Below are 12,148 nucleotides of genomic sequence, written 5' to 3' on the forward strand. Positions count from 1 at the left end.
GCCCTATTCTTGTATCCCTGCCGGAAAGATTGTTATTTTGCGGGCTAAATTCGTGTATAAACCGAGATGTCATTAATTAACAAAATCCGTGAACGCTCCGGATTAGCAGTTGGCGTAATCGCCGTTAGCTTGATTCTGTTCATTGTGGGGAGCGATTTGCTGGGCGGCAAGAGTACGCTGTTTGGCAACAATAGTCAGGAAATCGGAACAATTGATGGACGAACCATTGATAACCAGGACTTCCAGGCAAAAGTGGAGCAGGTGCGGGCGCAGTATGAACAACAGACAGGACGCGCACCAGGTGAACAGGAAATGACTCAGATTCGGGAACAGGCCTGGAATCAACTCATTTTTGAAACGGCGTACCAGAAAGAATTCGATAAGCTCGGCCTGACTGTATCGCCCGAAGAACTCGTGGATATGGTGCAGGGAAACAATGTCAGCCCCGAAGTAAGGCAGGCATTCACCAATCCCTCGACCGGTGTGTTCGACAAAAATCAGGTTGTTCAGTACCTGAAAGGCCTGCGGAACGTGCCACCTGCTCAGCAGGCCCAGTGGGCGTCGTTTGAGCAGCAGATCAGCACGAACCGTCTCCGCGAGAAGTTCGACAACCTGATGCGGCTGTCGAACTACGCGACTACCGCTGAGGCACAGAAAGAATATCAGGCGCAGAACACAAAGGCCGACGTAAAATTCCTGTTCGTTCCCTACTACTCAGTGAACGATACGACGGTGAAGGTTACCGACTCGGAACTGAGCGACTACCTGAGCAAGCACAAAGACGAGTATCCCGGTGCCGACACCCGTTCGATCCAGTACGTATCGTTTGCGGTGAACCCATCGAAAGAGGATAGCGCGTCGCTGTATAATGACATCAAAACACTGGCTCGTGGCCTGGGTGGTGCTAAAAACGACTCAACGTTTGCCCGTCAGAACAGCGACGTACCTGTGCCGCTCTACCTGACGGCCGGTGAGATGCCCGAGCAACTCCGTGCGGCTATTCCAACCTTCTCGCCGGGTGGCGTATATGGTCCATTCCGGGAAGGCAACACGTACTTCATCTATAAGTACGGTGGCACCAAGAAAGACACCAGTTTTACCATTCGGGCCAGCCACATCCTGATCCGTGCCACGGCTAAAACCGACTCAGCGAAGGCCGACGCCCGCCGCCGGGCCGAAAGCATCCTGAAGCAGATTCAGGGTGGTGCCAGCTTTGAAGCCTTGGCGCAAAGCAACAGTGAAGATGGTTCAGCACAGCAGGGTGGTGACCTGGGTTACTTCAAAAACGACGGCCGGATGGTGAAGCCTTTCGAGTCAGCCATTTTCGGATTCGCCGGTTCAGGCCTGATCCCGCGGGTGGTTGAAACGGATTTCGGGTACCACATCATCAAAATTACCGAGCCTAAAACCAACCAGTTGTACCGCGTAGCCGGCATTGGCAAAACCATTACGCCTAGTGAAGCTACCACGAACGAAGCGTATCAGAAAGCCAGCCAGTTTGCGGCCAACAGCCGCACCAAAGACGCATTCGACGAGAATGTTAAAAAGGACAAGGCGCTGGTTATTGCCAACGCAGATCGTATTCCTGAAACGGCATCGAACATCAACGCCCTTACCGACGCGCGCGCTATTGTTCGCTGGGCATTCGATGACAAGACGGATAAAAACAGCGTATCGGAGCCGTTCCAGGTGGGCGACCAATACGTAGTGGCCGTTCTGACGGGCAGCACCGCCAAAGACGAAGTGAAGGTTGACGACTATCGGGCCGAGCTAACCGCTAAAGTGCGTAACCAGAAGAAGGCCGAGCAAATCATGGCGAAACTGGGCAACCCGAGCGGCCCGCTTGAAACCATTGCTCAGAAATATGGGGCTGGCGCTATCGTTGAAACGGCCGAAGACATCAACCTCGCTACTGGTTTCATGCGCAGTGCCGGTGTTGACCCTGTAGCCCTGGGCCGTGCCTTTGGCCTGAAAGCAGGTAAGCGCTCAAAACCATTTGCCGGTGAAGGTGGTGTTCTCATTGTAGAGCCTACCCGCATCACACCTGCACCAAACGTAGCTGATTACGCGATGTACAAAACCTCGATCCAACAGAATCAGGGCCAGCGTACCACAGTCTATGTGAACGAGGCGATCAAAGATGCCGCGAACATCACCGACCGTCGCGCTAAGTTTTACTAGGTCATACCAAGTTTCGATTCATAAAAAAGCCCTGCTGCCATCAGCAGGGCTTTTTTATGTTCAGGTACGTTACCGACTCGGGCCTCTGCTTTTGCCGGTAACGTACCTGAACGGCTTGATACAGACCGCATAACCAGCTACCAGTGACCAGCCCGTTATGTGCCATAGCGGCACCAGGTTTATTAGCAGTTGATCCGCTTTACCAAAACTCCGGCACTTACCATTAATCCCGCCAGCCCTCAGGCTTGAACGGCGTCCGGCTGTCGCTCAGTTCACAGGTTGCAGTAGGAACGCGGGGCGGTCCACCCCAGATCAAAACTTTAGGTTGAGGTCGCTCTCCCGTATAAGGTGGGGATGGCTCCGGGTAGGGATCACGGCTACTCAACGCCTGAAACAGGCCCGGTGCTGCCCCTGTTGCATCCTTCCGGTCGAGCCAATGAGTAACGACTGCCACACCCGAGGCCGTAAAGAAACCGACTACATTTTCACGACTGTTGGCCACATTCCGAATATTCCCCACCATGGCGCTGGGTGGTGTATCGGCCAGACCACCTGTATTCTGGGTTTGCTGTTGAAACAGTTTGTAATACTGATACGCTTCTTTCGTCAGTGATGCCTGTCGAAGTTGCACCAATGCCCCTGTTCGTTGAAAAAACGGTAGCTGTGCAATCCGGCGACTACTGATTAAACCACCATTACTAAACGTATCGTCGAAAAGATTGAGCGAGTAGCTTCGGATAATTTCCCAGCAGCGGGTTCGGCATTCATAATCATAATACCAATAGCCACCAGACACTTGGGGAGCCGACGGATCGGTGGTGAAAGGCGGGACAAAACAGTTCTCATATAACTTATCGCCCGATACAAAGTATGACCCGAAAATATAGGTTCTGGGCAGTATGCCGTATACGGCGTACACACCCTGATAGCAGCTACGACACCAGTCCTGCCGTTCATAGAGCAGCCAGTCCCAGCGGTAATAATTACGAACACCGGCGGGGTCTTGCGTATCGATAGCTACGTCATGCCCGGCTTGCAAACCACCATATTGCGTACCCGGTAGGCTATTGGCGTTAAACTGCACCGTATAGTTCTGGATGGGCACAGCCGCTGGCATCACCTGCTGGTCTGACTGATACCGGGTTCCTTCCGCCGTAGTAAACCGCACTTGGTAGGCATGACCCGGCTCTGCCCGAAACCCATCGGGTAGTTGATACGTACCTGGCCTGATTTCGCTGTAGGCTATCACCCGGCTCGAGTCAATCACGACCTCAACGCGAGCCTTTGTCACGGGTAGGCTGCCAAACCGCCCCGTCAATGAGTCAGCTTTCGAGCGGTTAATCGCCACAATCTGTGCTTCGGGCAAATTCGTAATAGTGCCGTCCACCACGATCACATTCACCGTTGCGTTAAACTCCGGTTCAGCGGGCTCAACGCAGGCTGCCACAAGCAGCGCCAGCAAGACAACAGAATGACCAGCGCGTTTCATTTGACGTCGAAATTGTACGTTAAACTAGGAATAGGCGAGCCAAATACGGTGAGTTTATAGGGCTTGGTGGCCTGTCCTTCTGTACGAAAGAAGATTGAGTAGGCGTTGGCTCTGGCGTAGAGATTATAAACGGTAAATGTCCATCGGCCCTGCCAACGGCGATTCTTCATCGTCGCGTTAGTGATCGTCCAGGAAAAGTCGAGCCGATGATAATCGGGCAGCCGATACTGATTACGCTCGTCGTAATAGGGGTAGGTACGTCCGCCATAACGGATGAAGCCTTCAGGAGCAGTGTAAGGCCTTCCGGTACTATACACAAAGTTGAAGGCAAAGGCATGGTGCTTCCCCTGATTGATGTTCAGACTGGCGTTCAGGCTATGAGGTCGGTCGTAATTGGCGTTATACCAGTCGCCTCCATTAATGCGCTGCCGAAAGTTGGCTCCTTCGGCCACCTGATTCTGGGTGCGGGCATAGGTGTAATTAATCCAGCCGGTCAGTTCGCCTTTTTTACGGGCCAGCATCAGTTCAACGCCATAAGCCCGGCTACGTCCCTGCAAAAGTTGTGTTTCCGGATAGGGCTGTAAGAGAAGGTCAGCCCCTGGTTTGTAATCGACCACGTTCTGGGTACTGCGCCAGTACACCTCCGCTGACAGTTCGTAGATGTTGCTTTTGAGATTCTGAAACCAACCTGCCGAAATCAACTGGCTGAGTTGAGGTTGGATGTACGCATCGGCTGTTTTCCAGCGCGCAGTAGGCAGCGGGGTAGTGGTGTTGGTCACCGACTGTACATATTGCCGCATCAGGTTATAGCCGATTTTGACAGAAGCATTCGCGCCCACAGCATACCGCACCCCAAGCCGGGGTTCAAATCCGCCATACTGCGCCGTTACCTGCCCGGCGCCATAGCGCACCGAATCGGTCATGAACGCTTCATCTGGCCCTTCGCCGGGCGCGTACTGGCGTACCGTAGCCGGACCGAGGTTTAGAAAGCGGCTGTACCGCAATCCGGCCGACACGGCCAGCTTATCGGTGATACTCCATTCCGCTTCAGTGTGTGCGGCCAGTTCGAGTGCCTGCTCGGGCGGCGTGCTGCGGTAGTTGACACTGGTACTACTACCTGGCAGCAAATCGCCGGGGTTGAGTCGGTACTGCGTCGCACTCAATCCCACTTCCAGTTTATGGCGCTCGCGCTGACTATTCAGGTTCGATTTTACCTGTCGCTGTACCAGGCTCTGCTCAAGCCTGACTTTATTGGCCGAAGGCTCCACCGACAGGATAGCTGGCGTGTAGTGAGCGACTAAGGCGGTGGTTTGTAGATTGGTACGGGGCGAGAACGCGTGGAACCAACGAATCATGGCATTGGTAGTCTGATGGTCGTACTGCGTAGCGGTGGCGTTGATATTGGCTATACTGCCCAGCAGGTCGGTCTGAAAAAAATCGTTGCTTACATACCCCATGGCCACTACCGTGTTGGCACTGTTTACGCGCCAGAAGGCTTTAATGACCCCATCGCCAAACCTGGCCCGAATATTCTCTAACTTTTGGGAGGCAATGGGTAGTAGAAAATCATTGAACGCGCCCCTGGCCGACAGCAGTACGCCCAGCTTACCCTTGCTGATCGGGATATCAAGGGTTAGCCGATTGGCCACTAAACTGGCCCCGCCAGCCAGTCGAAACTGCTCGAGGTTAGGGTTTTGCAGCGCCACATCCAGCACCGCCGCAGCGCGCCCACCATAGCGGGCAGGTACGTTGCCTTTGTAGAGATCAAGCCCACTGACAGCATCGGGTGGAAACACCGAGAACAGGCCGAACATATGGGTGGGGTTGAAAATGGGGGTATCGTCCAGCAGGATCAGGTTCTGGTCGGTATTTCCTCCGCGAATGTTCACCCCATTGGCGGCCTCACCCACACTCGTTACGCCGGGCAGCAACTGCAGACTTCGCAAAATATCGACCTCGCCCAGCGCGGCAGGCATTCGCTTTATAGTTTTGATATTAACCTGACTCACCCCCAGTAGCGGTTGCTGCACGTTACGGTCATACCCCTTACTCGTCACGATCACTTCTTCCAGTTGCCCAGCTATAGCCGACAACCTGATGTCGAGCTCCCTATGATGAGCAAGGCTGATGGTTTGCCGGAAGGACAGATACCCCAGGTACCGGACAACAACGATGTGATTGCCTGCACCCAGTGTAATGGAGAAGTGCCCCTGCGCATCCGTTAACGTGCCAGAAGCAAACCTGTCGTAATCAATAACAACAGCCGCCCGGCTCAAAGGCTGGCCACTAGTCGAATCCCGGACGGTACCGGAAAGCGTGAAGGGTTGAGCACAAAGGCCCTGAGCCGCCAACAGCACCAATAATATGAAGCCATGCTTTACCATGCTGCTGTTGCGTATAAGTACATATAAGGGCATAAAAAACCCGTATATGATAAATCTACCTATACACAAAAACGCAGTCCTGGTAAAATTTCAGCTTATTTATTTACTGCCCGAACGGCCAATGATTGCCGAGCAGGCTGCTCAGCAATCAACGTACCTGGGTCAACTATCGGCCAGGTATTTGTGGACGAAGCTGACGGCCATTGCCCCTTCGCCTACGGCCGAGGCCACACGGGCCATCGCACCAGAACGAACATCACCTGCCGCAAAAATGCCCGGACTACAGGTTTCGAGCGAATAGGGCTCGCGTTTCTGTTTCCAGATGTCGCGGTATCGTGGATGCTTGATGAGGTCGCGGCCCGTCTGAATAAAGCCTTTATCATCACGAATGATGTCCATCTCAATCCAGTCGGTGAGTGGTTTGGCGCCGATGAAGATAAAAACGGCCGCCGCCTGCACTTCGCGTTGTTGGTTTGTATTCAGGTCTTCAAGCACCAGCGACTCCAGCTTATCATTGCCTTTGCCTTCCACTATCTCCGTACAGGGTAGTATCTTGATAGCCGGTGTGCGCTCAATCTGTTCGATCAGGTATTGCGACATGGTCTCCGACAGGCTCGGGCGGCGAATACAGATGAACACCTCTGATGCTGTCCGGGAGAGGTACATAGCTCCCTGACCGGCTGAGTTCCCGCCGCCAACGATATATACCGGCTGGCCTTTAAACGCATACGCTTCAGTGGTAGCAGCACCGTAGTAGACCCCGGCCCCTGTAAACTTGTCCAGGCTGTCGTTGGGTAGTTTCCGGTACGAAACGCCCGTGCTCAGCAAAATAGCGCGGGTTGTGATGGCGCTGCCGTCGGCCATATTGATACGCTTGTATTGCCCTTCCGACTGGATTTCGTTTACCTCCTGCGGGGCCAGGAATTCGACCCCAAAGCGTTTGGCCTGGGAAATAGCTCGCTGCGTAAGTTCGGAGCCGCTTAAGCCGTTGGGAAAACCAAGGTAGTTTTCTATTCGCGACGACGTACCTGCCTGGCCACCCGGTGCGCGTTTATCGATCAGGATCGTTCGCAGGCCCTCTGAACCACCATATACAGCGGCCGCCAGCCCTGCCGGCCCAGCCCCAATGATAGCCAGATCATACAGATCTCCTTCAGCTTTAGGGCTTAGCCCCAGCTTTTCGCCCAATTCCTGAATAGACGGCTGCTTCAGTATCGATCCATCTTCAAAGACAACCACGGGCAGGTCGGCCGCAGTCAGGTTATGCAGGTCCAGGAGTTGCTTCGCCCGTTCATCGGCTTCAATATTGAGCCATAAGTAGGGAAACAGATTACCGGCCAGAAAATCTTTAAGCTGATGTGAGCTGGGTGAGAACTGATAACCAATCAGGCGAAGTCCCACGTAGTCGGGTACGTAGTTGGAGCGCCAGTCAGAAAGCAGCCCATCCAGAACCGGATAGAGTTTTTCTTCGGGTGGGTCCCAGGGTTTGGCAATGTAGTAATCGAGCTGAACTTCGTTGATAGCCCGAACGGCCGCGTCGATATCAGAATAGGCGGTCAGTAGCGCTTTTTTGGCCGCAGGATAGATGGTGCGTGCTTCGCGCAGAAAATCGACGCCCAGCATGTCGGGCATTTTCTGGTCAGACAAGAGCAGGGCAACCGTTTCGCCCCGCTTCTTTAATTCAGCCAGTGAGGCCAGTGCTTCATTGGCCGAAGAGGTGGTTAAGATCCGGTAATCTTTACGGTAGTGCGCCCGTAGGTCGCGGCGAAGGGCGTCAAGCACCTGCTCGTCGTCATCAATGGCAAGTAGTATGGGGAGTTTCATCACATGGAGTTATAGGGCCAACTCAACCGTATCGGTTAGCGGATAGCCAGTGCAGGTAAGCACCCAGCCCTCGCGCAGATCCCGGTCGGTCAGTACGTCGTTGATCGTCATGTATACCTTACCCGATACACAACGGGCCAGGCAGGTAGAACAGCGGCCACCCCGGCAACTGTAGGGCAGCGAAACACCAGCCGCGAGCGCAGCCTGTAGAACAGACGTTCGGGCCGGTACGTTCAGGTTGATAGGCTGCCCCCGGAAGGCCAGTCTGACCGTTCGGTCAACGGTAGCTTCGGGTGGCAACGTACCCAGCGCGGCGTCGACAACAGCGGTTTCGACCACAAAATTTTCTTTTCGGATGGCATCGGCCTGAATGCCATTGACCAGTAACGTGAACTGCACCATCCGCATGTAATCGCCCGGTCCACAGATGTAGAACCGGAGCGCGTCCCGATCCGACGCACCAATCAGGTCGGGTAACAGGCTTTCGAGCAGCAGGTTATTCAATCGCCCCTGTCGGCCAACGTGGCGGGTTACCGGGTGTGTCAGTAGGTGAATCAGCCGAAACCGCGCCGGGTACGTTGCCTGCCAGTCAGCCAGTTCGTTATAGAAAATAATATCGGCTTCGCTCGTGTTGCTGTATAGCAGTGTGACCCGCCGATCGGGCTGGTGACGAAGCACATCTTTCAGGATGCTGAACAGGGGATTTATGCCGCTCCCGGCTCCCAGGAGCACCAGATCGCCGGGCTGGTCGGCCGCTACCGTGAACCGGCCTGCCGCCGGCAGCGTGGCCAGCACATCGCCAACCCGAAGGGTATCAAGCAGATGGCGCGAAATTTCCCCGTTTGGCACTCGCTTGATGGTCAGCCGAAGAGGCTCGTCGGGCGCTGAACTCAACGAATACGAACGGCGAACAACATGACCCTGCCGGGCGATCAGTAGCGTTAGAAACTGACCTGCCCGATACGATATATCTCCACCTCCAACCGGCTCCAGGAAGTAGCTGACAGCAGCGCTGGTTTCAGGCAGAATCCCGGTAATCAGAAGTTGTATTCCATCGTCACTCATGCGTCGCTAAGTCGGTATCCTGTTTATACAACTAGAAACAGGTGTTGTTGGCTGGTAGAGGGCAGACGTTTTATCGCCAGTCTGGCGCGAGCCTATGCCTAAAAAATGCGGCTCCAGGCAAAGCGAATGATAAGCAACAGGGCAACGAAACCAATCAGGATATAGCTGAACGGCACGTAGGTGAACGCCACCAACCGTAGCCGATCAACGAACCACAACACACCAATGAGTCCGGCAATCAGTGTCAGAAAATTCGATAGCCGACCAAAACCGGGAATGTATTGAAAGGGCAGCTTCTTCCTGATGAGCATGAGCGTGGCAACCATGGTCAGTACAGGCAATACCTGCAACACAAGGTTCATAGTCCAGATGCTCTGCCGCTCGAAGAGAAACAGGTAGATGGCCAATGTAACGGCAAACATACCGGGGATACAGGCAGCATACACAAGGCCGGCGTAGACGTAGCGCCACGGCCAAATGTCCTGCGGCGTATCGCCTGCCCATCGATTCAACAGAAAAGCAAGGGCGGGGCAGAGCAGCAGGAAACAGGCCATGACACCTGGCTGGGCAGCGGCATAGTTGAACAGGTCTCGAAAGGTCATTAATACGGGGGTATGGGCTGAACGGGTAAGCAGATTGATCCTGATAACGCTATTTAAGCATATATCCTCCAGTCCCCAAACGTTAATCGAATCTTTGCGTTAGTGGTACTAACCAGACGCGCCAGCGCAAACAGACCGTTTGCGCTGGCGCCCTATTCACAGTTCTCATACGCCTGAAACACATACCTGATGATGTCATTCCTCTTTTCACCCCTCAAGCTGCGCGGCATTCAACTAAAGAATCGCCTGGTTGTGTCGCCCATGTGCCAGTATTCGAGCATCGATGGCTTTGCCAGTGACTGGCATCTGGTTCATCTCGGTAGCCGGGCTGTGGGCGGGGCCGGCCTGATCCTGACCGAGGCCACGGCCGTTTCACCCGAAGGCCGAATTACCCCGCACGATCTGGGTATCTGGACCGATGAACACATTCCGGGCCTGAAACGTATTACCGATTTTATAGCCGCCAACGGAGCTGTGCCGGGCATTCAGTTGGCGCACGCCGGCCGAAAAGCGAGTCATCAGCGCCCCTGGGATAACGGCAAAGCCATCCAACCTGACGAACCAACCGGCTGGCAGACCGTGGCCCCCAGTGCTTTACCCTTCACACCCGACGAGCCCACCCCTACTGCCCTGACCATTGAAGACATTCAACAGCTGCGGGCCGATTTCCGGGCGGCGGCCAAACGAGCTCTATTGGCCGGCTTTGTGGTGGCCGAAATCCACGCGGCACACGGGTATCTGCTTCACGAGTTCCTATCGCCGCTCAGCAACCGGCGAACCGACGAGTATGGCGGTTCATTTGACAACCGGGTCCGGTTAGTACGCGAAATCGTTGACGACCTCCGGGCGATATGGCCGGCTGAATACCCGCTTTTCGTCCGTATTTCGGCTACCGACTGGACCGACGGTGGCTGGACGGCCGCTGACTCCGTAGCGCTCGCCGCTCTGCTGAAGCAGCAAGGGGTTGATCTGATCGATTGTTCAACGGGGGGCAACGTACCCAACGCTAAAATTCCGACCGCCCCTGGGTATCAGGTTTCTTTTTCCGAGCGCATCAGACACGAAACCGCCCTTTTAACCGGTGCTGTTGGCTTGATCACTGACGTTGCCCAGGCCGAGAACATTCTGGCCAGTGGGCAGGCAGATCTGATTCTGTTGGCGCGTGAGTTTCTGCGAAACCCTTATTTTCCGCTTCATGCGGCCGCCCGGCTGGGTGCTGATCAACCGTGGCCTGTTCAGTACGAACGGGCCAAACCGAGGTAGATAGGTTGTTTGCCTGCAACGGCAATATGCCCGCTGTTCCTTACATTAGGCTTTGGATTCTGAACCAATAGCCCATGCGCTTCATCTACCGCTATCTAGTTACCTTTCTTTTTAGCTTACCATCTGTTGCCCAACCCGTTACGCTCCTCCGGCCCGCCCGCGTCTTCGATGGCGAAACCATGCACGAAGGCTGGGCCGTCCGGGTGCGGGGCGATAAAATTGACGCCGCCGGGCCTGTTGCCAGTTTAACGGGTGGAACCAGTGTATCGGTAACCGTCATTGACCTTCCAAACACAACATTGCTCCCCGGCCTCATTGAAGGGCATTCGCACCTGCTGCTGCACCCTTACAACGAAACACCCTGGGACGATCAGGTGTTGCGCGAAGCCCGTTCGTTGCGGGTAGCCCGCGCCACCGTTCATGCCGAAAAGACGCTCCGTGCCGGCTTTACCACCGTGCGTGATCTGGGTACAGAAGGAGCCGACTACGACGATGTGGGGCTGAAACAGGCTATCAACCAGGGGGTTATTCAGGGGCCGCGTATGATTGTGGCCACGCGGGCGCTTATCGCTACGGGCAGCTATGCCCCAAAAGGATTCAGCCCGGATATCGAAATTCCGCAGGGAGCCGAAGAAGCCGATGGACACGACCAGCTGATTCAGGCGGTGCGGCGGCAGATTGGCAAAGGAGCCGACGTGGTGAAGGTTTACGCCGACTACCGCTGGGGGTTGATGGCCGACGCCCGCCCAACCTACACCATCGAAGAACTAAAGCTTATTGTCGATGTAGCCAAAAGCAGCGGTCGGGCCGTTGTAGCTCATGCAGGCACAGCCGAGGGTATGCGGCGGGCCATTCTGGCCGGTTGCGAAACGCTTGAACATGGCGACGCGGGCACCCCCGAAATCTTTGCCCTCATGAAGCAGCACGGCACGGCCCTCTGCCCCACGATTGCCGCTGGTGACGCCGTGGCGCAATACCGGGGTTGGAAAAAGGGCGACCCAAACAGCCCCGAGCCGGCCCGCATCACCCAGAAACGGCAAACGGTGAAACAGGCATTGCAGGCAGGCGTGACCATCTGTGCCGGCGGCGACGTAGGCGTGTTCCCCCACGGCGAAAACGCCCGCGAGCTTGAGCTGATGGTTGACTACGGCATGACCCCGACCGACGTGCTGCGATCGGCCACCTCGGTCAATGCCGACGTTTTTCATCTGGCCGACCGGGGGCGCATTAAAGCGGGTCTGCTGGCTGATCTCGTTGCCGTGGAAGGCGACCCAACCCGCCAGATCAACGCCATTCGCCAGGTACGTCTGGTCATGAAAGGCGGTGCAGTGGTGAAGTAG

General features: G+C 55.2%; 9 protein-coding genes. 3 read left to right on the forward strand and 6 right to left on the reverse strand.

The genetic code is table 11. The features are described from left to right. The first annotated feature begins 66 nt into the window (after positions 1 to 66). A complete protein-coding gene (locus tag ACAW75_RS21845) occupies positions 67 to 2,181 on the forward strand; it encodes a peptidylprolyl isomerase (RefSeq protein ID WP_370730889.1) in 2,115 nt (704 codons plus the stop codon). Here the strand turns inward: ACAW75_RS21845 and ACAW75_RS21850 are convergent. The 6 genes from ACAW75_RS21850 to ACAW75_RS21875 all read right to left on the reverse strand — a co-directional run bounded on the left by ACAW75_RS21850 (position 2,178) and on the right by ACAW75_RS21875 (position 9,545). Beyond that, positions 2,178 to 2,312, reverse strand: coding sequence for a hypothetical protein (locus ACAW75_RS21850; RefSeq protein ID WP_370730890.1), 135 nt, complete (start codon positions 2,310 to 2,312; stop codon positions 2,178 to 2,180). The genes ACAW75_RS21845 and ACAW75_RS21850 overlap by 4 nt on opposite strands. Before the next feature lie 92 nt (positions 2,313 to 2,404). Next, a complete protein-coding gene (locus ACAW75_RS21855; RefSeq protein ID WP_370730891.1) occupies positions 2,405 to 3,670 on the reverse strand; it encodes a DUF4249 domain-containing protein in 1,266 nt (421 codons plus the stop codon). Next, a complete protein-coding gene (locus tag ACAW75_RS21860) occupies positions 3,667 to 6,087 on the reverse strand; it encodes a TonB-dependent receptor (protein WP_370730892.1) in 2,421 nt (806 codons plus the stop codon). The genes ACAW75_RS21855 and ACAW75_RS21860 overlap by 4 nt, the downstream gene beginning before the upstream one ends. A 129-nt stretch (positions 6,088 to 6,216) precedes the next feature. Beyond that, positions 6,217 to 7,878 carry an FAD-dependent oxidoreductase gene (locus tag ACAW75_RS21865; RefSeq protein ID WP_370730893.1) on the reverse strand — a complete coding sequence of 554 codons (1,662 nt, stop codon included), beginning with the start codon at positions 7,876 to 7,878 and terminating at the stop codon, positions 6,217 to 6,219. Positions 7,879 to 7,887: 9 nt separating this feature from the next. Further along, positions 7,888 to 8,943 carry a 2Fe-2S iron-sulfur cluster-binding protein gene (locus ACAW75_RS21870; RefSeq protein WP_370730894.1) on the reverse strand — a complete coding sequence of 352 codons (1,056 nt, stop codon included), beginning with the start codon at positions 8,941 to 8,943 and terminating at the stop codon, positions 7,888 to 7,890. Positions 8,944 to 9,041: 98 nt separating this feature from the next. Continuing rightward, positions 9,042 to 9,545 (reverse strand): hypothetical protein, encoded by a 504-nt coding sequence (locus ACAW75_RS21875; protein WP_370730895.1) that lies wholly within the window; start codon positions 9,543 to 9,545, stop codon positions 9,042 to 9,044. Between the two features lie 192 nt (positions 9,546 to 9,737). Between ACAW75_RS21875 and ACAW75_RS21880 the strand changes: the two genes are divergently transcribed. Then, entirely contained in the window at positions 9,738 to 10,808 is a 1,071-nt protein-coding gene (locus ACAW75_RS21880; protein WP_370730950.1) for an NADH:flavin oxidoreductase/NADH oxidase, read from the forward strand. A 74-nt stretch (positions 10,809 to 10,882) separates the two neighbouring features. Beyond that, positions 10,883 to 12,148 carry a metal-dependent hydrolase family protein gene (locus tag ACAW75_RS21885; RefSeq protein ID WP_370730896.1) on the forward strand — a complete coding sequence of 422 codons (1,266 nt, stop codon included), beginning with the start codon at positions 10,883 to 10,885 and terminating at the stop codon, positions 12,146 to 12,148.

The organism is Fibrella arboris, assembly GCF_041321095.1.
GTDB lineage: Bacteria > Bacteroidota > Bacteroidia > Cytophagales > Spirosomataceae > Fibrella > Fibrella arboris.

Bases quoted from the DNA above. Each gene is read 5' to 3' on its own strand.
- ACAW75_RS21875 (WP_370730895.1), bottom strand. From the start codon at position 9,545: ATGACCTTTCGAGACCTGTTCAACTATGCCGCTGCCCAGCCAGGTGTC.
- ACAW75_RS21870 (WP_370730894.1), bottom strand. From the start codon at position 8,943: ATGAGTGACGATGGAATACAACTTCTGATTACCGGGATTCTGCCTGAA.
- ACAW75_RS21885 (WP_370730896.1), top strand. From the start codon at position 10,883: ATGCGCTTCATCTACCGCTATCTAGTTACCTTTCTTTTTAGCTTACCA.
- ACAW75_RS21850 (WP_370730890.1), bottom strand. From the start codon at position 2,312: ATGCGGTCTGTATCAAGCCGTTCAGGTACGTTACCGGCAAAAGCAGAG.
- ACAW75_RS21845 (WP_370730889.1), top strand. From the start codon at position 67: ATGTCATTAATTAACAAAATCCGTGAACGCTCCGGATTAGCAGTTGGC.
- ACAW75_RS21865 (WP_370730893.1), bottom strand. From the start codon at position 7,878: ATGAAACTCCCCATACTACTTGCCATTGATGACGACGAGCAGGTGCTT.
- ACAW75_RS21880 (WP_370730950.1), top strand. From the start codon at position 9,738: ATGTCATTCCTCTTTTCACCCCTCAAGCTGCGCGGCATTCAACTAAAG.
- ACAW75_RS21860 (WP_370730892.1), bottom strand. From the start codon at position 6,087: ATGCCCTTATATGTACTTATACGCAACAGCAGCATGGTAAAGCATGGC.
- ACAW75_RS21855 (WP_370730891.1), bottom strand. From the start codon at position 3,670: ATGAAACGCGCTGGTCATTCTGTTGTCTTGCTGGCGCTGCTTGTGGCA.